The 22,867-nt window shown below is 43.2% G+C and carries 22 protein-coding genes and 1 pseudogene; 6 read left to right on the forward strand and 17 right to left on the reverse strand.

Features of this window, described 5'->3' with window-relative positions:
- Positions 1-141: 141 nt before the first annotated feature.
- Positions 142-1,122 carry a LacI family DNA-binding transcriptional regulator gene (locus tag AC58P5_RS03160; protein WP_497386019.1) on the forward strand — a complete coding sequence of 327 codons (981 nt, stop codon included), beginning with the start codon at positions 142-144 and terminating at the stop codon, positions 1,120-1,122.
- A gap of 165 nt (positions 1,123-1,287) precedes the next feature.
- Here the strand turns inward: AC58P5_RS03160 and AC58P5_RS03165 are convergent.
- Positions 1,288-2,621 (reverse strand): IS3 family transposase gene (locus AC58P5_RS03165; protein WP_497384518.1). Its coding sequence is split into 2 segments (ribosomal slippage): positions 1,288-2,231 and positions 2,231-2,621, totalling 1,335 coding nucleotides; the frame shifts between segments, so codons are not numbered across the junction.
- Positions 2,622-2,854: 233 nt separating this feature from the next.
- Positions 2,855-3,745: a LysR family transcriptional regulator gene (locus tag AC58P5_RS03170; RefSeq protein WP_497384519.1), complete on the reverse strand. Its 891-nt coding sequence runs from the start codon at positions 3,743-3,745 to the stop codon at positions 2,855-2,857.
- Between the two features lie 99 nt (positions 3,746-3,844).
- On the opposite strand from AC58P5_RS03170, the gene AC58P5_RS03175 reads away from it, so the two are divergent.
- Positions 3,845-4,774, forward strand: coding sequence for a DMT family transporter (locus tag AC58P5_RS03175; protein WP_497384520.1), 930 nt, complete (start codon positions 3,845-3,847; stop codon positions 4,772-4,774).
- Positions 4,775-5,268: 494 nt separating this feature from the next.
- On the opposite strand, the gene AC58P5_RS03180 is transcribed toward AC58P5_RS03175, so the two are convergent.
- Complete coding sequence (locus AC58P5_RS03180) at positions 5,269-5,820, reverse strand: hypothetical protein (protein WP_497384522.1); 552 nt, start codon at positions 5,818-5,820, stop codon at positions 5,269-5,271.
- Between the two features lie 261 nt (positions 5,821-6,081).
- Positions 6,082-6,558: a hypothetical protein gene (locus AC58P5_RS03185; RefSeq protein WP_497384523.1), complete on the reverse strand. Its 477-nt coding sequence runs from the start codon at positions 6,556-6,558 to the stop codon at positions 6,082-6,084.
- A gap of 185 nt (positions 6,559-6,743) precedes the next feature.
- Between AC58P5_RS03185 and AC58P5_RS03190 the strand changes: the two genes are divergently transcribed.
- Entirely contained in the window at positions 6,744-7,340 is a 597-nt protein-coding gene (locus AC58P5_RS03190) for a histidine phosphatase family protein (protein ID WP_497384524.1), read from the forward strand.
- 228 nt (positions 7,341-7,568) lie between these two features.
- On the opposite strand, the gene AC58P5_RS03195 is transcribed toward AC58P5_RS03190, so the two are convergent.
- The 3 genes and pseudogenes from AC58P5_RS03195 to AC58P5_RS03205 all read right to left on the reverse strand — a co-directional run bounded on the left by AC58P5_RS03195 (position 7,569) and on the right by AC58P5_RS03205 (position 10,138).
- Positions 7,569-8,600: a Cfr family 23S rRNA (adenine(2503)-C(8))-methyltransferase gene (locus tag AC58P5_RS03195; RefSeq protein ID WP_497384525.1), complete on the reverse strand. Its 1,032-nt coding sequence runs from the start codon at positions 8,598-8,600 to the stop codon at positions 7,569-7,571.
- A gap of 539 nt (positions 8,601-9,139) precedes the next feature.
- Positions 9,140-9,598 (reverse strand): annotated as a pseudogene (locus AC58P5_RS03200) (YdeI/OmpD-associated family protein); the annotation flags it as partial.
- Between the two features lie 75 nt (positions 9,599-9,673).
- A complete protein-coding gene (locus AC58P5_RS03205) occupies positions 9,674-10,138 on the reverse strand; it encodes a VOC family protein (RefSeq protein ID WP_497384526.1) in 465 nt (154 codons plus the stop codon).
- A 101-nt stretch (positions 10,139-10,239) separates the two neighbouring features.
- Between AC58P5_RS03205 and AC58P5_RS03210 the strand changes: the two genes are divergently transcribed.
- Entirely contained in the window at positions 10,240-11,151 is a 912-nt protein-coding gene (locus AC58P5_RS03210) for a helix-turn-helix transcriptional regulator (RefSeq protein ID WP_497384527.1), read from the forward strand.
- A 137-nt stretch (positions 11,152-11,288) separates the two neighbouring features.
- Positions 11,289-11,777 (forward strand): YfbM family protein, encoded by a 489-nt coding sequence (locus AC58P5_RS03215; RefSeq protein WP_497384528.1) that lies wholly within the window; start codon positions 11,289-11,291, stop codon positions 11,775-11,777.
- 165 nt (positions 11,778-11,942) lie between these two features.
- Here the strand turns inward: AC58P5_RS03215 and AC58P5_RS03220 are convergent, their stop codons facing one another.
- The 6 genes from AC58P5_RS03220 to AC58P5_RS03245 form a co-directional block, all read right to left on the reverse strand.
- A complete protein-coding gene (locus AC58P5_RS03220) occupies positions 11,943-12,512 on the reverse strand; it encodes an SF0329 family protein (RefSeq protein WP_497384529.1) in 570 nt (189 codons plus the stop codon).
- Positions 12,513-12,804: 292 nt separating this feature from the next.
- Positions 12,805-13,701: a nucleotidyl transferase AbiEii/AbiGii toxin family protein gene (locus tag AC58P5_RS03225; RefSeq protein ID WP_497384530.1), complete on the reverse strand. Its 897-nt coding sequence runs from the start codon at positions 13,699-13,701 to the stop codon at positions 12,805-12,807.
- 24 nt (positions 13,702-13,725) lie between these two features.
- On the reverse strand, positions 13,726-14,310 hold the full coding sequence (locus AC58P5_RS03230; RefSeq protein ID WP_497384531.1) for a hypothetical protein: 585 nt from the start codon (positions 14,308-14,310) through the stop codon (positions 13,726-13,728).
- A 438-nt stretch (positions 14,311-14,748) separates the two neighbouring features.
- Positions 14,749-15,477 carry an ATP-grasp domain-containing protein gene (locus AC58P5_RS03235; protein WP_497384532.1) on the reverse strand — a complete coding sequence of 243 codons (729 nt, stop codon included), beginning with the start codon at positions 15,475-15,477 and terminating at the stop codon, positions 14,749-14,751.
- A gap of 174 nt (positions 15,478-15,651) precedes the next feature.
- Positions 15,652-16,101: a hypothetical protein gene (locus tag AC58P5_RS03240; RefSeq protein ID WP_497384533.1), complete on the reverse strand. Its 450-nt coding sequence runs from the start codon at positions 16,099-16,101 to the stop codon at positions 15,652-15,654.
- Positions 16,102-16,291: 190 nt separating this feature from the next.
- Positions 16,292-17,539 (reverse strand): MFS transporter, encoded by a 1,248-nt coding sequence (locus AC58P5_RS03245; protein WP_497384534.1) that lies wholly within the window; start codon positions 17,537-17,539, stop codon positions 16,292-16,294.
- Between the two features lie 692 nt (positions 17,540-18,231).
- Here AC58P5_RS03245 and AC58P5_RS03250 point away from each other — a divergent pair.
- Entirely contained in the window at positions 18,232-18,903 is a 672-nt protein-coding gene (locus tag AC58P5_RS03250; RefSeq protein WP_497384535.1) for a GntR family transcriptional regulator, read from the forward strand.
- Between the two features lie 573 nt (positions 18,904-19,476).
- Here the strand turns inward: AC58P5_RS03250 and AC58P5_RS03255 are convergent.
- The 4 genes from AC58P5_RS03255 to cntD all read right to left on the reverse strand — a co-directional run bounded on the left by AC58P5_RS03255 (position 19,477) and on the right by cntD (position 22,863).
- On the reverse strand, positions 19,477-19,971 hold the full coding sequence (locus AC58P5_RS03255) for a hypothetical protein (RefSeq protein ID WP_497384536.1): 495 nt from the start codon (positions 19,969-19,971) through the stop codon (positions 19,477-19,479).
- A gap of 109 nt (positions 19,972-20,080) precedes the next feature.
- Positions 20,081-21,268: a staphylopine family metallophore export MFS transporter CntE gene (cntE, locus tag AC58P5_RS03260; RefSeq protein WP_497384537.1), complete on the reverse strand. Its 1,188-nt coding sequence runs from the start codon at positions 21,266-21,268 to the stop codon at positions 20,081-20,083.
- A 43-nt stretch (positions 21,269-21,311) separates the two neighbouring features.
- Positions 21,312-22,055, reverse strand: a complete 744-nt coding sequence (locus tag AC58P5_RS03265; RefSeq protein ID WP_497384538.1) for an ABC transporter ATP-binding protein — start codon at positions 22,053-22,055, stop codon at positions 21,312-21,314.
- On the reverse strand, positions 22,042-22,863 hold the full coding sequence (gene cntD, locus AC58P5_RS03270) for a staphylopine uptake ABC transporter ATP-binding protein CntD (protein WP_497384539.1): 822 nt from the start codon (positions 22,861-22,863) through the stop codon (positions 22,042-22,044). Before cntD ends, AC58P5_RS03265 begins: the two co-directional genes overlap by 14 nt.
- Positions 22,864-22,867 lie beyond the last annotated feature (4 nt).

The following is a 22,867-nucleotide window of genomic DNA, read 5'->3' on the forward strand; positions in this document are numbered from 1 at the left end:
AGTTTATGTTAATTCAATACGAAACTAATGTCAACAAGAAGATCGTTGGAAAACCTGCATTGACAATCGCATGCCAATACAGTAAGATAATCAATATTTATTTGTGTAATCGATTACACCTTACTAATAGGAGATGAGAGCATCGCAACGATTCGAGATGTTTCTAAATTAGCTGGCGTTTCCGTTGCTACCGTTTCTCGTGTCATTAATCAGAAAGGTTATGTTCACGAGGATACGTTGCAGAAAGTTCATAAAGCCATTAAATTGCTTAATTACATACCGAATGATGTCGCGCGCAGCCTCTCCAAGAAGTCGACCAAGACTATTGCGCTGTTCGTTCCGGATATTACCAACCCTTTCTTTAACGAGCTTGCGCTTGCCGTAGAGAAAGTAACACAGATGTACGGGTATACAACGATCCTATGCAACACCAATGAGTCGGCCAAAATCGAAAGACAATACATCCAGAACCTAAAGCAGAAATATATCGATGGATTCATCATGGCAACCAATACCTTAACGGAGGAGGAAATTGACCAGCTCGATATCCCTATGGTCGCTGTGGACCGCAGCAGCACTCCCGTCGTCCCCACCGTCACTTCGAAGAATCGGGAGGGGGCTCACTTAGCCGTGCAAGCATTATTGCAGCAGGGATGCAACAAAATTGCGCATATCAGAGGGCCTAAAGGTTTGTGGATTGCGGAAGAGCGGTGCCAAGGCTACCTTGATTTGGTTGAAAATAGGTCATGGTTTACACCGAAGCTTATTGCCAATGGGAATTTCCAGTTAAAAGAAGCGACTGAAGCCGCGAAAAAGCTGTTCAAGGAGCATCCGGACATTGACGGGATATTCGCCGGTAACGACCTGATGGCAATCGGTACGCTCCGCGCATTGCAGGAACATGGTATTCGTGTGCCGGATCAAGTCCAAATTATCGGCTATGACGGCATTTCGTTAGCTGAAATGGTCTTCCCTGAATTATCAACGGTATCGCAGCCTATCTATGAAATGGGCATGCTCGCCGCTCGAATTCTGATCAAGAAAATTGAAAACAAACAATTGGATGAGGAAAACCACCAACTGGAGGTAAAGCTTATCCAGCGTGGAACTACACGACATTGACAATTCTCAGGCCAGATCGATTCAGGTTCGATGGGAGGCTTATTTCCCCACCTGTTTTTTTCATACAGGTTTGTCCAATAAAATTTACTGGTTGAAGGTTACAACAAAATAAAAGCTTGGGCCAAATGTAGACTGTACCCCTTGTAAAGGACATTCTTAAAAAGTCTAGGCAGATTGAAGAAGATGATCTCTGTATTGAACAGGGGTCATCTTTTTTAGATTCCATTGATATCGGTAGTGGTTATAATAAGTCATATAGTCCTTAATCTCCCGGTTTAACTCGTCCAAAGTCAAACAGGATTTGATTAAGGCTTGATCTTTAAAATGGCCGAAAAATGATTCCTGAGGAGCATTATCCCAGCAGTTTCCCCGCCTAGACATGGATTGTTTTAATTTCATCTTCTTCACTATTTTTTGAAAATCTGGATGTGTATAATGAGATCCTTGGTCAGAATGAATGAGAGCTCCTTCTGCTTTCTTAAACCTTCTGTTTTTCTTAAGCTTAAGAAGGGTATCTGTCGCAAGCTCCATCGTGATTCGATCTGACACATGATAGGCTACAATTTCATTGGTTGAACCGTCCTTGATTGTGGATAGATAGGCTTTCTTGCCTGAACCGTAACCTAAATAGGTGATGTCCGTCAGTAATACCTTACCGGGAATGTTCTGCTTAAACTCCCGGTTCAGCAGGTTGGGAACGACCCTGTGCTCTTGGGTAGCCTTCATCATCCTTTTATAAGGATTAGCCTTCCTGAAAGGGCACACAATGTCGTACTTTTTCATAATCCTCCTGATGCGTTTCAGATTGTAGACAACCTTAAACTGCCCCTCTAGTGTCATCTTAATGGAACGGGCGCCTTTCTTGCGTTTTTTGAATTGATACGCTTTTAAGATGATTTCTTTTACCTGTTCATCTTGCCGCTCTTGTTGGCTGCTCTTTTGCTTTGCCGCGGAAGACCAGTACCTATAATAACCGCTTCTGGAAACCTCGGCTACGTTACATAAATAGTTGACCATACGATGAAGTTGATAGTTCTGGATGACGGTACGGATGAGAATGTATTTTTGGTTAGGTGGCAGTGCTACCTTTTGCTTTGCCCCCTTTCCGCTAAACGAATCTTTTTTAACAGTTCGTTCTCCGCTTTTAACAAAGCGTTCTGAGCCTCCAGTCTGGCAACCTTCTCTTCCAGCGTCAGCTCTCGTTTAAGGGGTCTTCCTGAAGATTGGCTTCTCGTATCCTGCAAACCTAAGATGCCATTCTCCTGGTAATTCGCACGCCATCTCTTTCCTGAGGATTGAACTCTTTGAATCCCAATGACGGTTACGTCAAAACCACATTCCTCAAATATTTCCCTAGGTAGCTTACCCTTGTTATTTTCTGAGATAAACAATTCCTTAAACGCATCTGTATACGTAATTGCCTTAGAAGAAACAGACTTCACATAAGGATTATTAGATAGCTGTTTGATTTCGTTATCTGTAAATATGTTCTTGCTCATTTCAATTCCATCATCCCCATCTTTCTGCTATAAACAAAAGTACCCTACCGAGAGACTTTTTTAAAGTGTCTTCTCAATAGGGTACAGTTTAATGCGGCACAAGCTTTTTCTAATTTTACAAATCTCCCTTGTTATCGGGGGTCACTCCATGTTGTTCATCATGAGAAAAGCCTATGTCCACCGGTGGTTTGTAGGAACTATGCCCGTCAGAACTGCTGCGCAAAAATTGCACATTAATGGTTCCGGTCGCCGGACAAATAAAGCTCTCTTGCGGTCTGCAGGAACAGTTTCACCCCGTGTGGAGCCTCCTGCAAAGAAGGAACCGCCAGGTGAATCTCTCTAAACGGCTGTGGTTCTATTGTCCGGACGCGGACATTAGGCGGTAGTGCCGACAGCGACAACGAAGTTTTCGATACGATCGAGACGCCCAGCCCTTCTTGAATCATGCTCAACGCCGTGTTTATGTTGTGGCCGTCATATTTGGCGCGCAAAGTGGTTCCGAATTGCCGGAACAGCTCGTAAATCGGCGTTACAAACCCACCTTTGCACACAATCATAGGTTCATTGTCCAGATCCGTGATATGGATTGTCGGGCGGCTTTGCAATGGATGATCATCCCGAAGCAGCAAACATAATTCATCTCGGAAGAACGGAATCGTTTCCAGTTCGTTGCTCGGCGGAATAATCCATCCGACATCGATCATTCTGGAATCTAGCCACTTTTTAATCTCGTCTATGGTCCCTTCGTACAGTTCGAATGTCAGCCCCGGGTATTTCTCCCCGATCACCCGCAATATTTTCGGCAAGAAGTGCGCGGACATAATCGGGAACGCTCCGACGCGAACGGTGCCGACTTCAAACCCTTTTTCAGCCGTTACCTCCTGCTCTACCTTATTGTAGCCGTGCAAAATGTCTCTGAATATGGCAAGCAAGCGCAAGCCAATATCGGTGAGAATGACCCCGCTTTTCCGATCCCGTATCATGAGGGTGACTCCTAATTCCGATTCAAGCGCAGAAATGGCGCGGCTTACAGCAGGTTGCGTCATATTCAATTGCTCACCAGCTTTGGTAAAGCTGCCGGTCTCGACTATTTTCACAAACAACATCAGCTGCGAATGTGTCATAACAATTATGGTATCTCCTCTATAATAAACATGCATTTTATTTATCTAGTGAGCTATTGTACCATAGGAAGCACCATCACACAAAGGAGCTGTAGAACCATGCAACTTTCGCGAACACTTACTTTTATCCTTTTAACGTTTTTAGTTATGCTGTGGGGGGTGAACTGGCCGCTTTCCAAATATGCACTCGAATTCGCGCCACCGTTGCTTTTCGCCGGCTTGAGGATCTTTATCGGAGGTCTCATTTTGCTTCTTTTCGCTTTGCCACGCTATAGAAAACTTAATATGAAGCATACTTGGAACATCTACTTGATCTCCGCATTGCTGAATATCATTCTCTTTTTCGGCTTTCAAACTTTCGGACTGAATATGATGCCGGCCGGTTTGTTTTCGACGATCGTGTTCATGCAGCCCGTTCTACTCGGTATCGGAGCTTGGTTGTGGTTGGGTGAATCCATGACTGGTTTTAAAATAATCGGCTTGATTCTCGGTTTCATCGGAGTCGCTGTTATCAGTATAAACGATGGCTCCGGGAATATTTCGTCCGCCGGCATCTTGCTCGGTTTAGCCAGCACGATTACTTGGACGTTCGGTACGATCTATATGAAAAAAACCTCAACTAGAGTCGATGCGATCTGGTTGACTACTCTTCAAATGATCTTTGGCGGAATTGTATTGTTGGTTGCGGGTACTACCGTTGAAAACTGGACGGATATCGTCTGGAACCAGCCGTTCATCTCGACGTTGACGGTTATTGCGATCTTCTGTACGGCCTTGACCTGGCTCGTTTTCTTTCTGCTTGTCAGATCGGGTGAAGCCGGCAAAATCGGTTCGTTTAATTTTCTGGTCCCGCTCATTGCGATCGTGATCAGCGTTCTCTTTTTGGGCGAAACGGTCACTCCCAAGATGGTGGTGGGACTCATTCTAATTATCATAGGTGTTGCACTGGTAAACCTCAAACTGAAATCTCTGCAAAAGCGGGACAAAAAGCACATGGGGAATATGAAGACGAGGAGAGACCACGTATGACGATATCGTCCTTCTCCACGATGCCGGAGTGCATGTGGAGTTTACTCAAGAAGCATACAGACGTTTAATAGCTTCTAAGGTGCTTTCATTTGAATGACAACCACAAAATCCGGCCTTTTAATTAAAAAAAGAAAATGCTCCCGAACCTTTGGCGAGGACCCTCGGGAGCACTATGTATTAACAGAATTAAGGAGCAGTGAAGCGATGATGGAAGCCTTTGAAATGCGGTTCCATATGGAAACCCGCCGCTGGAGTGTACAGAGGCACAAGGCTGCTTTACCGCCTAAATTGCGGAGACGCTATGCTGTTTCAGATTGGAAGTCCTTACTCCAAACTTTTACGTAAGGAGATTGTCTACATACACTATAGGAAATTACTATCATCGACTGAACAAGAAGAACGTAAAGAGTTACAGTGTTCATTGTAAGGCAATTCGCCCCCGCCGATATGGCAGAGGCCTTTTTGGGCGTACAGATGCCAGTACATCTCGACTGTTAATTAGGGGCAAAGACTTCCGGATTATCGTTTCGCCAGGCGCCTATGCAGCCGATTAAACAGGCCGTACAGCTTATCATCCTGCTGCCGGACTCACTGTTAGCATATTGAATTGCGATATTTATGCCTGGCTTGCGCCATGCCAAAATCCGACCGGAAAATCCGGGCCATTCACATTCTTCATCCAGTTCGGGTTGACCATATGCCTTTATCGACTCATCCGGTGTTGAGCGCATCGTGATTCCTTTGGGAAGATCTCCGGGAAACGGAGTTTTAATTCTGTCATCCGACCCGGGCGCAAGAAAATGTATCGCGCCAATGATCCATCCATCTTCTTTTGTATAATTGAGCCCAGTCAGATCATTTATTTTGGGTGCGCGATAAAGATCGATGCGTATCGATGTTTTCACGGACCAGATGATATCGTCGTTAAAATAGCTGTTCGCGGGCGGCATTCGCTTGATGCCGAATGATTGCAGCAAAGCTTGAACATTCTTGGGACTGTACGGATGCCCAAGCATTTCAATGAGCTGTTCTGATGGTTCTTTCATGCTTATTCCCTTCCTTTCGTCCCCTCAAATGCACACACAACGTGACGCAGGCCCAGCATGTCCCTCTAGGGAGCAAAGGCTTCTGCCCAAATGGCTGTATGAATCTCTTTCAGCCCCGGAACCTCAATCCGTCTGGCGGTCTACAGATTTTCGATGTCCCGCAGCGATATCAAAGAATTCAACTCCAACTGCCGGAGATCATCCATCTTCGAGAAGTCGCACAAGCATTTTATGTATATCGACTAATATCCCTGCAATACATCACGGGCAGAGGCCATATTTTCGCTTGCCGTTTGTTGGAACAGCCAACTTCAAAAATTGAAACCTTTCCCCTTCAAAGGCTGCCGTCCACACGAGGCCATCCAAATAGTAGTTATCCAACTCCTCGGCTCTCCTCGTGGGCGTGCCCAGCTTGGCTTCGATCTGGGCTCTTGAATCGTTTTGTAACAATCCATAGGGAAACGGACCTACATATTTTCCATGTTTCTTATTTTCTTCCATAATTGTCATGGTTAATTCATCAAATATATAATCACCCTCGCTTTTCTTAGTGATACCGTTGTTTTCAGCGCCAATATCGAAATGGAGAACAAGACCCTCTCCACTCACAAAATAGGTCGTATTAAGACTCCTCTGCACATTCGGCCGCCAAGTTATCTTGTCCCTCGAAAGCTGATCGACCAAAGGAGGGTAAACGCTGCTGTGTCCCAAATATTCAATGTAATCCAGAGGGTTCATTCCTTCCACTTCCTTCCTGCCCTTTAGTTTTAATTATCCCGATTATTCGTTCAAGGGTCAATGTCACATATCCTATAAGCTATCGGCAGTATTCCGTAATAACACGAATGTACATGTTTAGTTGAGAATGGTAGGATGAGGAAAACATATTATGCAGTCGAGGAATAAAGGAGAAGAAAGAATTTATGAAAACCTGTGTATACATGGTCAGACACGGAGAATCACCTAAAATGGAAGGGAACGAAAGAACACGCGGACTGACTTTAAAGGGAAAATCGGATGCCCAAATTGTATCTCAAATGTTGAAAGATGAGGGTATAGACACGTTCATCTCAAGTCCATATAAAAGGGCCATATTAACACTAGAGGGACTAGCCCAATCTTTAGGCAAAGAAATGATTGTTATTGAGGAACTTAAAGAAATCGTATTTATTGGTGATGATAAAATACTGCCTGATAAGGAAGTATATCCGTTAGTCAAGAAGATGTTTTCAGACCCAGACTTTTCGTTGCCTGGAGGAGAGTCTTTTACAAATTGTCAAAACCGTGTTGTAACTATTTTTAAAAACATTATAAGCGAATATAAGGGGCAGAAAGTTGCTATTGGAACTCATGGAGCCGTTATGACGATGATGATGGGATATTTCGACCCCCAGTTTGACTTGGACTTTTTATTAAACACTTCAAAGCCTGATATCTACAAGATGGAATTTGATGAAGGAATATTAACTAGTACAGCGAGGCTATGGAAGGTAAGTTTGCCGGAACCTAAAGGGCAATAAAACGTCAGAAGCCTGCCGTTGGCAGGCAGGCTTCATTATTTCAGATGTGTCTCCTATATCGAACACCTATTATTTATGACCCTCGTGTCCTCAAACCCAAAATGAGTTTCCTATTCCTTTCACCGCGAAAACAACGAGGGTTAAAGCATTTATCGGAACACAGTTGAGCAGCAAACTATAGTTTTCCGCTCAAAAGTACAGAGACTGTTTCGAGGAACAGCTGATCGATTATTCGGAGCGGTATAGCTGGCCGCATGCCGCGTTAATGTCCGATCCGAACTGAGTTCGGACGGTGACACTGATTCCCTTTGACTTCAAGATCCGAACAAACGCTTTAATCCGATTAGGTTCAGATTGCTGATAGTTGTCCGGCGTAACTTCGGTCGAATTGAATGGAATCAAGTTAACGTGGTAGAGATGTTCCACAGGTCCCCTTCCCCTCAACAGCTCGGCAACTGCTTCCGCATGCGCCGTCGAGTCGTTGACTCCCCGAAGAAGAATATACGCAATATACACCTTTCTCCCTGTGTGTCGGATGTGACGATCCAATGCGTTCAACACGTCTTCGAGTGGGAATCGGTCGTTGATCGGCATCAGCTCGCTTCGCTGATCGTCGAACGGCGAATGCAGCGAGAAGGTTAGATTGACTTGCGGAAACTCACGTGTCAGCCTATCGATACCCGGCAGCAGACCGATGGTGGAAACCGTAATTCGCCGATGTCCCAAACCAAAGAGATGCGGGTCGGTCAAAATCGTTATGGCATCAAAAATATACGGGTTGGCGAGCGCCTCCCCCATGCCCATAAATGAGACGCTGTCCAAGGCGTGGCCGTTCAAGCGAAAGTGCAGTAATTGGTCGGTAATTTCGTCGGCGGTCAGATTTCGTTTCAGGCCGATGGTACCGGTGGCGCAAAACCTGCACCCGAAACCGCAGCCGCACTGCGTGGAAATGCAATACGATTTCCAGCCCCGCTCATAAGTAAGCCGTACGGCCTCCACGCGCTCGTCGCCCGCAATGGCGAACAGCACCTTGTTAACTTGTTTCGACGTGAGTTCTTTTACCGGAACGATACTGCAGACGTTCGGACCAAGCATACGGGTCAACTCGTCGCGCAAAAGTTGGGGCAGCATGGTCATCCGTCCGTATTCGCCGACGTTGTGCTTGAAAATCGCGTCCATAATCTGAGCATACCGATATTCGGGTTGCTTGAGGTCGGACAATATTTGCCGAATCGTTTCATATTTCGAGGGTAGTCTCATGTCTTCTCCTTACTGCCGGAGAAAACGTAAAAAAAGCAACCGTCAGTCGGCGCTTTGACACGTCGTTAACCAACTATACAGAAAAAGCGCATACAGTTTGCAGATGAATCGCTATGTGCACCTGTCGATAGATGGGTAAACCTCCGGCAACCGAATTGTTTTTTTGTGAACCGCTTCACCTAACAAGAACCGATTCACACAATCATCTACAACCTCGTTCTTCATCGCTTTCATCCTCCTAGAAATGGTTGATCTCTTTCAGCTGCACATTCTTTGTCAACATAAAAAAGAGCCACAAGAAAGTTACCTTTCTTGTAGCTCAAAAAATACGGCACATCCAACCCTATAAAGGGTAGGAAATGGATCTATTTTTTGAGTGAAAAGAATAAGGTAACTTTCTTGCCAATAAAGAATAAACCAAATTTTTGTTTTATTCTTTAAAAAGCGGCAGGAAAACTTACATTATTCTCTTCAACTCCGATCGTTAAGTGTCAGCACGATCTTAACATGCCCGCTTTTACATTGCAATATCCTAGATCTTAATAATCGAGTAGACCTCCATTATCATTCCATTGACCGTACATTTTGTTTTCTCTGGTATTTGTTATGAATTTGTCTAATCTGCTCCTAAACAATTCCGACTGATTCTTATTGCTTTGTATCGTGTCGATCCGAACTCTTTTATAAAGATCCGCAAATGCCACGAAATGATCGTATACTTGCTTTTCCTCTTTTAGCCTTTGCTCTATTTCTTCATCTATTCTAAAACAATTGTGATCCATATTAGGAAGAACCCTTCTTCCTACGTCTCTCATCAACCCCAACTTTTCGAGGCGGCGGGCACGTTCTTTATTTAATTCAGTCCATGAACTTTTTTTACTTCTGGGAGACAACCTCTAAGCCAGCTCCGTTTTGGAAACTTTCTTTTTGACTCCATCAATCCATCCAAAACACAAAGCTTCCTCGACCGCGTCCAAATATAACAACCTATTGGGGGTAATGATCCTTTCTAAATTGATTCCTATTTCCATACTAGCTATCGGATATGTGAGGTTGTCACGCGCCCGAATGAATTACTTTTTGTTAGAAATGACTTGATCAAGAAACTGATCTGCGTCGCTGTTGAATTTCCAGTTAACTCCAAATTTATCAACCAGCATTCCAAAGCACAAAGACCAAGGAGTATTGGATAACGGCATGATGACATGGCCGCCAACAGACAAATTAGTAAAGTATTCTTCCAGTTTTTGCTTATCATCCATGACCAGACTGATCAGAATATTGTTCCCTTTCACCAGCTCGCCTGTTACCGCCTTCATGGAAGGCAAAATATCCGACATCATTATTTTCCCGCCTGAGAATTGTATGGAAGACTCCATGATCATATTTAACTCATTTTCTGGCAGCGGATAGTTTGGATCTTGTGGAAAATCCCTGAATTTAACCTTTTTCACCTCGTTTGCATTTAAAGCCTCCGAATAAAATTCAATCGCTTGTTCTGCGATTCCGTCAAAGTTTACATATACAATAGCTTCCATAAAGCAATACCTCCTTCTTGTTATACATGTAGTATAATCGACTAAAAGTGACATCTGTATGTCACCGTTCTAAAATTAAGTAGAGAAATAAGAGGAGAAATATGGACAAGGTTGAGAGACTTATTTCAATAATAATGATTTTGCTGAAAAAAAATGTCGTTTCATCAAACGAATTCGCGCAATTATTTAATGTTTCCAAAAGAACCATTCTTCGCGATATGGAAACCTTGAGCTTATCCAACATCCCGATTTATTCTATCCATGGAGTTCATGGCGGCTACGGTATTTTGGATGAATACAAGGTTGATAAACGTCTTTTAAGCAGCTCCGACTTAGAGAATATATTGACGGCGCTCGGCGGATTGGAACAAATTCTAATTAGCGAAGAAGTTGAAATTACTATAAAGAAAATAGAAGCGATGGTTAGCCCATTGACTCTGAAAAGTTCAATTCAACTGTCATTTTATGATTGGGAGGGCCGGACTGAGATTATTCAAACCTTGAAGACGTGTCAAGAATCCATAGTAAAGAGAAGGTTAGTTTCCTTTGAGTATATAGATAAAAACGGCACCACGACGAATAGAATTGTCGAGCCCTATCAGCTTCATTTTAGCGAAACGAGTTGGTATCTGAAAGGATTCTGTTTACATCGTATGAGCAATAGAACGTTTAAATTATCTCGAATCGATCATCTTAAAATGGATGAACAAACATTTAACCCTAGAGAATATGTATGGGAACAAGAACGCGAAGCAAGTTATCAACCGCAGCTAGTCGCTATCCAGGCATTGATTTCGCCTAGCATAAAAGATCAATTCATTGAAAGGTACGGTCGAAAGAGTATTGAAAACAATAGTTCTGAATTTTTATTAGCCACCATTTATGTCCCTCAAAACAGTACGGGATTTCAATTTTTAGCAAGTTTCGGCACAAATCTAAAAATCGTAGAGCCCAAAACATATGTTGAAGACTTTCGAAATTATTTAAATAAAATGATGGATAGATATTCCTGAAAATGACACATTCGGCTAATGGTCTGTCACATTTCTTTGACGATATCTCTACTGTTCCTTGAAATACACAATTCCAGAATGTTACATTTAGATCGTGCAGTATAGTCACTACTAAAAATGGAAAGAAGGCTGACAACATGGCAATGAGAGGATATTACTTTTCTATTGATAACGAACTGGTGCAGCAAATCGCTGCAGGCGACATTGCGTTGAAGGATTTGAAAATAGACAAGTATCCCGGACTGGACATTGATAGATCCTGGGAGGCGATTCATTTCTTGCTTTGTGGAAGTATTGCCGATGGTGAGCCCCCTCTTGGCTATGTGGTACCGATAACGTCGGACAAAGGCATCGATTTCGGCTCATTCGGGGCGTTTTCCTTACGCGCCGAGCAAGTTGCCGAAGCGCTTCAGGCTATGTCTGAGCTGGATGAAGCGCAGCTCCGCTTGCGGTATGATTTCCCGGTCATGCTCAAGGAAGAGGTATATCCTCTTGAGGCTGGCATTCATTCAGACGAGGATGCGGACGAGTTTTTTGCCTACATGCTGCAGCATTTCAACGAAATCCGGCGTTTCTTCAGCCAAACTGCAGCCGAGGGCAAAGGTCTCATCTTCTATATTTTCTGATTACATAGGCTCTTGGGACCCACGGCCTTTCATGTTGTTGGACATAAGAAAACGACCCCGGACTTAACTAAAGTTCGAGGTCGTCAACTTTTTTACTCATTATCGATTTGCCCGGCGGTGAGATCCTGCGATAAAGCATGCGAAAGCTCGCGATCCGTTCATTTTTCATAACGTACTACGCCGTAGTTCATAAAAATACTGCACAATGGGATGCTTTAACTTCATCTTCTCGGACATGTTCAAAATCCGCTTTTTTCCAACTCGTCTGTCCACCAAAGCTAGAATATTCAATAAGATATCCTGGCTCTCTATGCTTTCCTCTATAGAAGTGGATAAAAATTTAGTAGCCACAACGATAAAATTTGATTTACTTAACGATGTCTGTGCCGACAAAAGCTCCTTTGCATGTTCTGAACTTTTTCTGCTTCTTGCCATTACTTTTAGACGATCCTCCGGAACTTTCCCTTTCGTTTCTTGTCTGACCGCTTCCATTTCTTCATGGCTGATAGGAATTTGGATATCCGGATCATTCTTAATTTCCAGCTCCGTCTGATACCATCTGATTAAGTTAGTTGCATCGTTCATATTGAGTACGTTCTTTTTATCTACCGTAATATAACAATCCCCTGCTTTATCAGGTAAATAACGGTAACTGGTTGCGCGGTATTCGACCCTGCCATGTAATGCGGGACAGAGAAAACTCTCCAGATTTTGTTTCAATTTGCTCCAGGACATGTACTCACCTTGTTCTTTATTAATAATAACGACCTATTGAGGCAGTCGCTCTATTATCTATCATACAATAACCAGCACTCAATCCTCTATGTTCGAATGAAAATACCTCCACCATCAACCAACCGCCTTTTGTTTTAATAGACTGATATGGAGTGTAGGCATAGAGAAAAACCGAAGGCAAATGTGCTCTCGGTTCTTTTTTGATATCGATACACAAATACCCTGTAACTACGATAGTCTTTTCATCAGTTATTGAATTCTAGATTTTATTGCATCCGAATTTCATTCTTTATCACTGATGTATCCTATGTGTTGGTCTAGGTAAACTAACGTATGCCTTTTCATTAATACCAACTTGGTTCATTATTTTACGTAAATCAGCCACTAACTTCATAAAATAGACTTCTTGAGTGATACTGCCAGCATATTTTTTTAGAGAATAATCATTGGATAACGAATGATACAATCCACCTAAATCATCTACAAGTATACTTTTTATAGCAATAGGTGTAATAGATTGATCTATACTGCATTCATTAACGAGTGCCTGTAATGTTTCATTAAGTGCACGTTCATCATATGATGGATGTGATAATAAATATTTTAAATCATAAAGATCCTTAAACCTTGGTCTCACAATGGTTTGATGTAGTTTCCAAGCAATTTGTATCGAAAGTGGTACCGAATAAGGAACACTGAAAGTATCACCAAGAACTGGTCGATACTCAATTGAAACGGGATCTACTGCCATTTCTAAATTGAATGAAACATCTAGATATATTTCACTATAATGATTTACTTCCCTAGGTTCATCTGTGAAAAAATAAGCAAGATCTGTATTTATTGTAGGAAAATCATCTGACATTGCATAATCTATACACCGCCAAAATGCATTCTCTCGAAAACTTCTAAACGTTATACCATCACCAAGATCCGTTTCAGTCACTTGGATCATCCAATTTGTAAATGTTTCATGTGCATGCTCTACATCTTTGATCTTATCCATATACAAAAAGTCGAGATCTTCAACATGCCTAGTATCTGGGTTATTCAAATATTGTCTTGTTAATAGGCTGCCTTTTAAAACAAATGGCATATTCACAAGTGATATTCTTCTCAAAAGTGCTTCTAAGACAATGAGTTCTCTATCCTCATCATTCATATCTTTTAAATTCTCAAGCTTAATCATTATTGCATCCCTCTATTGTGAAATTTATGAAACCCATCCGCTATCCAGTTCTTCTCTACTGTCATAGATACATAATTCATATTGTTCTTTCAGAACATCTATCTTATTTTCTTGCAAAATAGAATGCAACTTATCTACCCGTGCATAGAATTTTTCCTTACTTTCATATTCTCTGACTGTAATAAATCTTACTTCTCCATTTGTTGCTAAAGAGTTTCTTGAAATATGCCCGCCATGACCCTCACATAAATTTTTTAGCCTGGCAACTTCTTTCACAGCTACTTTGCCATGCCATTCGAAATAAGGCTTAGAATTCCTAGTTACTGGCATATGGAAATACTTTTCCTCATCTGGAGATATCTCTATTTTTGTCCTCATGATAGTAAATCCGTTTTTTTGAAATTTGGTTGCAATTTTCTCAATTTCTTTTTTCGCTTCATAATAATCAATACTTTCAATAATCCCTGTACACATAGGCTGATTAATATAATCCCCTTTGTCTAAGACAATCATAAGAGGCTTCACTTGTTCCAAAATACAAACATTAACAAAAAATTCCTTTTCGCCAAGCTTTAAATTATTGACTGTAATATGAAATTCAAATTCCATTATTTTGCTCCTATGCATTATTAGTTGAATTTGCTAGATTTACTGCACACTCAATATCATTATCAAATTTGCATTTTTAACCATTAGATATTAATCTGGTATTTCAATTAATTTTCTAAGATAATCGCCTTGTCTGATACACATCTGTTGTTTTTCCTGAGTGTACGCCCATCCGTTTTCAATAGCGTAATTAATTAAAGTTGAACATGTATCAGGTAGGTTAAGATTGAAATGCCAAGATTCTTCCCATGAGAAGTAAATTTCAAAAAAAGATGTTTTGGTGTTATGAGGGTACACTCGAAAAGAAACCGAATCATTTCTAAAATACTCATTAATCACACAATGAAATTGATGACCATTTACAGTTACTTTCTTGAAACGTTTTCTAAATGGCTTCAACCATGTCACCTCTAGCGATAATTGTAAACAGAAGCTATATTAAAAATCACACTCATCTATCGTCGAGGTTAACTCAGACCATCTTGCCGATAATAACTTAGCATAATCCAAGGAAACTAACCCATAATGCCCTAAAGAATAGCCATCGTTAACTTCTATTAACAATGTTTCACCTTTATCAGTTAACCCAAAATCTACGGCATAACCATTAGGAGCAGATTCGAATTGAGAGACGACATTTTCAATTACTTTATAATCAAAGTGCACTCTCCAATTCCCTTTATATCTTCTAATGTCTAGTATTTTCCCGTATCTAACAAAACATCTCCACTCTGCTACAAAGTTTACAACTTCCGAACATAATATAGCTGGATCTTCACCATTTGTACCACAACCTATTAAATCCTTAGTACTTCTAACAACAACACCAGTAAACTTTTTATCCTCAACAGGCTTAATAAATACATTCCAGTTCTCAGGGTTGTTTGCTATTACACTTAATTTTGAATTCCAAACCTTCCTACCCAAGTAGTTTTTTAATTCTTCAGGGTAATCAATTTCAGGTGGGATTATATCATGTTTAAAAAGTACTGTTCTAACATCATCAACATAACTAACTATTATATCTTCTTTTTTATTATCAGATAGCTCATCAATATTTTTAAAATAATGAATTTCAAATCCCATTTGTTTAAATCCATCATACGCTGTATAAAAATTGTGATTGGCAATTTCGTTATCAAAACTTTTTCTTATATATACCTTCATAAAAATCACCCGCCTCATTAATAATGCCGACCAATGAGAATGATATAAATTCCTAAATAAAATCTGAATTTTAATACATTAATCATACCAATTTTCACCAAATTAATACATATTAATCGAAGTATGCACAAAAAAAGAACCTCCTCTTAAGGAAGCCCCTCATTATAAAATTAATTAATCCACCCGATATATCCTTACCACGCACTCCACATGTGTCATCTGTGGAAACATATTCACCGGCTGCACCCATTCGATCTGGTAGCCGCCGCGGAGCAGCGTTTCGCAATCCTTGGCCAGAGTGGCCGGGTTGCAGGAGACGTACACGAGCCGCGCGGGCCTGGCTTGGAGAATGGCTTGCAGCAGCGACTGTTCACAACCTCCACGGCGGGTCAACGACAACGACATCGGGCTTGATGCAGCGCCCGACCCATTCCGGCAGCAGCTTCTCGGCGCCCCCCTCGAAGGAATACGCTGCACAAACTGCTTGGAATCCGGCAGCCAGTCCGTAGCGGTTATGAGTGTAAGCTGTACATGCCCCGTCACTTCGCCGACACGGGCGACGACTGTCCACACCACACCTTCTCGTGTACGTTCATTATAAGCGGGAATCTGCAATTCCGTCATACTGGCTTTTACCTGCTCAATCATCTGGTTAACGACAGGATGCTGGACGGCACATCCGCTAATATCGATCAAACGGTGCGAGCCGGAAGCGTAAAGGCCTGTTATGATTTTTTTATCCTCACGCCCTGCCGGCCAACTTCTTCTTCCGGCTATCCGGGCGAGCGGGACATCATGGACAGCATAAATTAAGTTAAGATTGAGCAACAGAGACCTGCTGCGCTTCTTTCTTCACTTTTTTGTCCGACGGCAGGAAAATCGTCAACAGCCCCAACAGCGGCAAGTAAGCGCAGCATTGAATAATGAAATCAATACTTGTTGTGTCGGCCATGTTGCCGAGAATGGCGGAGCCGACACCGCCTAAACCGAAAGCAAGCCCAAAGAAGATCCCGGAGACAAGTCCTACTTTGCCCGGCAGCAGCTCGTTGGCATAAACCATAATAACCGAGAAAGACGATGACAAAATTGTGCCAGCCAAGAAAATCCAGATGATTGAGAAAGTCAGATTGGAGTAGGGCAGCATCAATGCAAATGGCGCGGTGCCCAGGATCGAGAACCAGATCAGTGTCAGCCGGCTAAAGCGGTCTGCCAGCAAGCCGCCAAGCAGCAAGCCTACAACGTTAGCCGCCAGGAATACGAACAGAATGATTTGCGCCTGCCCCATCGTGACACCGAAACGGTCAATGACAAAGAACGAATAATAGCTGCTGATCGCCGCAACATACAAGTTTTTCGAGAATACCAAAATCATAAGAATTGTAATCGCAAGCACAATACGGCCGGTTGATAACCCGGTTGGACTCACTTGACTTTGTTTTGTTTTGGCGCCGGCAGCATCAGCTGGAACCAATTGATTTTGATACCAGCGGGCCACATAAAACTGGGCAAAAAAGCCTACCGCAATCACGATCGAAAGCCAAACGAGCCCTTGCTGGCCGGTAACGACAAACCAGACAGCAGTCAGCACTGGAGCAATCGCTTGCCCCATAAACCCGCCAAATTGAAAAATCGAGGAGGCTGTTCCTTTTTTATCGCCTGCTGCCAGAAACGACACGCGTGCCGACTCCGGATGGAAAATAGCTGAGCCAAGTCCAATCAGCATAACGGCGAACATGACAACCCAAAATTGATGCGCATAAGCAAGTGTGATGACGCCAAGCATTGTAAACAGCATGCCGAACGGCAGCATCATCGGCTTAGCCTTGTTGTCCGTGTAAATCCCGATCAGGGGCTGCATAATGGCTGCAGTCAAATTGATCATTAGTGAAATGAGACCGATTTGAGCAAAATTTAGGGACAATGACGATTTTAAAATCGGGAACAACGACGGGACAATAAACTGAATCGTATCATTCAATAAATGCATCATGCTGATCGTCAGCAAAATGGGATAAATCGTCTTCGCGGCAATTGATGCCGGTTGTATGGTTTTTGTTGCCATTGCAAACCTCTCCTCGTATAGTAGTGGCTTCCCACTCCAGAGAATGAAACTCATTCTCTTAAGATGGCTGACATACAGCCCTTTTTGTGAAAATCATATTATTCTCTCCTTCATCCCCCTCCCATTAAAAAACTCCTGCCGTCCAGATACGCAACACGCGTATAAGGGACGAAAGGAGCGAGTATTCTTCCGCGGTACCACCCATAATTGCTGCATGCATACACAGATAGTTCCGCGTACTCAGTACAGCCACTTCCAATCGGCTAACAGCCGATCAACGGCACAGTAACGTGCGCCACTCCGATTTCCTCTAATCGTTGACTGGTTCAAGGAAATAGCTCCGAGGCGAGTTGGCAGTAGGGTTATGACGATGCTCTCAGCTTCTGCACCGATCTCTGTACATAAGAGCCTCTGCCTGCTCCTCATCATTGCTTCATGTTGTTTGAACGATACAAGAACAAATCTTTATCGTAATATATTGCATATTATATTCTGCATATCTCATAGGCGCAATCTTTTTTTGCGATAAAAATAAAGCTTTTTCTCTTTTCTCTTTCATTGCCGCCCCTTAAGCGCTGTTTCTAATGCTCTTTCAATTGCTTTCAGCTGCAAGATGCGATATATTAAAAATCAAAATATTATGGAATAATGACTGTTGTTTTTGTCTATCAAGGATGAAGAGGATGAATGGAATGCCAATACCTGACAATTATTCGACACCAGTCCGCTCTACAGCCAAAGATCGGACATTGTCACAATTGCAAAAATGGATTATTGACGGCACGCTGCAGCCTAACGAAAAGCTCAATGATGCCGAACTTGCCGCTGCGCTGGGCGTGAGCCGGACGCCGGTTAGAGAAGCGCTGCAATTGCTCGAAGCACAGGGACTCGTCCAGATGTTTCCCGGCAAGGATACGCGAGTGACCCGGGTCGACAAAGACGATATTCATAAGCCGTACGCCCCCCTCGGTGTACTGCACGCATTGGCAGCCGAGACGGCGGCCCAACTGATTCAGCCGGAGCAAATCGAACAATTGCGGGAATTGAATCAAGCATTTACGAAGTGCATTCTTGAAAAGGATCTGTATCAGGCGCTTGAATATGATGAGGAGTTTCACAACCTGATTGTAGAAATCGCAGACAATTCGTATATCACGTCCTTTTGCTCTTCGCTACAATTGCATATCCGCCGCTTTAAATATGTGTTTTTAAACCATCCAATCGGACAGACACAAACGGCCGTTCAAGAGCATGAACAAATCATTCAAGCGCTGCAGGATCGCGATTCGGTAACAGCCGCACGCATTATCAAGCAGAATCTGTCCCGGCCGCTTGACGAGTTTCATAAGCAGTTGCATGAATAATACGGTTGAAACTTAATCGATTAAATACAAAAAAACCTCCCTTAATCGCAAACAAGCTGTCGTCATGAAACGACTTTGCGATTGGAGAGGTTTTTTTATTTATAAACACTTGCTTTCAATGCTATATAAGTTGAATTATTGAATCACTTATTTAGAATCTAACACAAAGACGATCGATGATGGACAAGGGATATTACATGATCTATTGTCAACGCAACGATTTTACCGATTTCCGTAAGACCATCAATATGTTTCTGGGAGCCAATTGTCATAGAAAGACCTCCTATTTTTCATACAATTATTTCACCACATCACACTGGTAGCTTATTCCACTATACCGTCCGTTAGCCATAACAACAGAATTAAAGTGTACACAATCATAAAAACCAATGCATTCGAGCAATACTATCACATCTCACCCTGCATTCTTGGCAGCGCGAACCATTCTGGTTAGGGATTTTTTTGTCAGTCTGATAGTTCGCTATCTTTTGACAAGCGGTGTTTATCGAAATCGGATGGGCGTATGTGCGCGCGATAAGGGATAAAACAAGAGCCGATAATTTGTGATAAGAATTAACTTATGCCATTATTCGTTGCATCACTTTCAGAAGTTTTCTGCTTAAAGTCTAATATTGTGTAGTCATTCCCGTACATGACACCTTCCTCAATTACTTTGTCATTATGCAAAATAAAGTAAGCGTTTCGTTGTTGCCCCTCTCTAAGCGGGTAAGTTATATATTTATCGCCCCCGCCCATGACTTTGATTGTGGACGGCAAGCCTAATTCTTCCGTAATATCGCCGTAAGTCTTTCCATAAGTAGTACCTCGAACAAACCTTGTGGCATAAAGCCCGGCGAGATTATCATTTGTTTCGGCTGTCGGGTTGTCAAAATAATACATAGCCGTGTATCCGGAATCATCATTTTTCAGATCGATGGATGGAAATTCACGAGAAAGTACGCTATGTTCCGTATATATCAATACGGTGGAACCATCGGGCTGCTGCCATATTTCATCCGGTTCGCCGTAACGGTCAGAAACATTCTCAAAAGAATAACCCAAAAACATTCTGAAAGGATATCCGAAGTATAATTCGGGTAATTGGATGTTTGTCGCTGATTTGAATACGCCGATAGCCTGCAAGCTTGAAAATTTTGTGACTGATCAGCATTCAAGTTTATCTTGAGCGGGCAAAAATCTTACGTCGATCATAAGAAAATAAGATCATCAGCAAACCTAAAATCGCACAAATGAGGTACATAAACGAATACGAAGAAAGATCCGCGACGGGGCCCATCACGACGCCGCCCAGCGAAACGCCTAAATCGGCTGTAGCGATAAATAAACCGAGCAGCACATTGCGATCATGCTGCGGCAATACAAAAGTCAAATACGTCGTTAAGGTCGGATAAAGCAGTGCCTGGGCGATGCCCGTTAAACCTGCGCCGACATAAAAAAACACCGTTCCGCCCGCTGCGGAAAAGCTTACACATTGCGCCCCTGCGGCTAAAATCAGCATGATCGCCATCATAAAGGACGAATGCCACTTTCCGTCCGAAGGAATTTTCCTCCTGAGCGTAAAACGGGCTGCCACTACGGCCGTCGCCTGAATCATGAGGTAAATGGCCGCATTTCCGCTTTCGATCTGCGCGGCATACAGGGGAATAAAGGTGGTCACCGCTCCGAATACAAGGGAAGCTGTCAGCATCAGAACACTGCATTTGAATAAATGCGGGTTTTTAACCAAATGGCCGAAGGAATGGAGCATCGTGGCGCCATGCCCGGGCTGACCCGCAGCAGGTTGAGCCTCTTTTTTTTCCATTCGGGCACTATAGCCCACAACTCCGGTAAGAATGGCAATCGTGATCATGGCCGTTATAAAATAACGGTTATCCGCCGTTTGCCACATGCCCAAAGCCAGCAGAGGACCCATAATATTCGGCATGGAAGCGCATAAGGAATACATCGAAATCCCTTGCGACCGGTCCTTATCCGGCAGCGCGTCTATAATACCCAACTGCAGGGCCATGGAGAAAAAAGCGGTACAGACCCCTTGCAGCATACGGGCGGCGAAGTATCCCCCGAGCCCGGTAAACGTGTACAGGAGTAAGGCGAATCCGTTAATAACAAGAATCGTGCGCAGCACTTTAATCGGACCATGCTTGTGAATGATATGACCCGCCCAAGGCCGAAAAAACATCGTTGTAAATAAGTACGCCCCCATAACAATCCCGATCGTTGTATTCGTGGCCCCCAGCGATTCGCCTTTCAAAGGGATGATCACATTTAATATCGAATTAGCGCTGAAATACAATAGAGTCAACATATACAGCCTCAGAAAAGGCCAGGACAAAGCTCCTCTCACCGTTCTTGCTCCTTCCCGAATTCTCTCCGTCCGCCTCATAACGCTAGGTAATGATCATCTGCAATAATTTCCTTGCATACGCGGATTGAACGTCTTTTAACTGTGCGATGTTCACCGTTTCTTCGATTTGGCCCTGTCGCATGAAAATGACCCTGTCGCAAATATAGGCGGCAGCCTGGATGTCATGGGTGATGAAGATGTATCCCATGCCGTAAATTTTCCTCAATCTCTTGAGCAACTCAAGCACCTGGATTTGAACCGAACCATCCAGCGAGCTGATGGCTTCATCCAGCAAAATACATTTGGGCTCGGTTGAAACGGCTCTGGCTATGCACACCCTTTGAGCTTCTCCGCCCGATAATTCATGGGGGTATTTTGTTCGATAGGACGAGTCCAGTCCAACTTGATGCAGCAGCAGATCAATCTTGCCTGAAGCCTCTTTGCGGGCTTTGTTTTGCAGCTTCATGGGTTCCATCATAGCCTGCTCGACGGTATAAAACGGATTAATGGAGGACGTATAGTCTTGAAAAACAGCGCTAATGTTCCCCCGTCTCGCTTTTCGCTCCCCTATCCTTTTTCCCTCGAATAAAACGGTTCCTTGATCCGGCTCCTCAATCCCTATGATCAATCGGCCCAGTGTGGATTTGCCGCTTCCGCTTTCTCCGATGATGCCCAGGCATTCCCCTTGCCCGCATTCGAAGCTAATGTTTGCTAACACCTTTTGTTTTTTCGCGGAAAATAAACCGCCCGTTTTGTACGATTTCTCGACGCCTTCAACCCTCAGCAATGCTGCCGCCTCCCATTATTTTCGTAAAATGATGATTCAGCGAAAGCTTCGAGGATACTAGATAGCGGGTATATTCATGGCGTGCTTCAGAGAAAATGGCCGGAGTCGGCCCTCTTTCCACCACTTCTCCTTCTTTCATAACCAGCACCTCGTCCGAAAGTTTTCGGACAATGCCCAGGTCGTGCGAAATAAAAATCATGGAGCAGCCCATTCTCTTCCGCAATTGCGCAAACTGTTCAACGACCTCGAATTGGGAGATCGTATCAAGTGCCGTAGTCGGTTCGTCCGCGATAACGAGATCGGGTTCCAGCACAATAGCCAGCGCAATCATAACGCGCTGAAGCATGCCCCCCGAAAGCTGGTGCGGATACTTATTCATCACCGCTATCGGATCTTTGAGCATCACGCTTTCCATCGCCTTTTTCATCTTCGCCGTTATTTCGTCACGGTTCCACCCGAAATGTTCGGCAAGCGTTTCTTTTAAGTGAACCCCGACCACGCAAGAGGGATCGAAGGCACGCATGCCGTTTTGCAAAATCATGCAGAGCTGTTTTCCTCTTCTTTTTCTCATTTCTTGCTCGGGCAGTTCGCTTAAGTTGACTCCGTTGAACAGAATGTCTCCGGATTGGCGGATATTGGCTTTAGTCAATCTCATAACGGCCCTGCAGGTCAGAGACTTCCCGCTTCCGCTTTCTCCAACGATGGCCAGACAGCTTCCCTTCCTCACATGAAAGGAACTATTCGGGATAATCACTTCCCCGGTTAAGTTATCCCAAACTTTTAAATGTTTCACTTCTAAACTATTCATAAAT

It is taken from the genome of Paenibacillus sp. JT31N7, assembly GCF_059692095.1.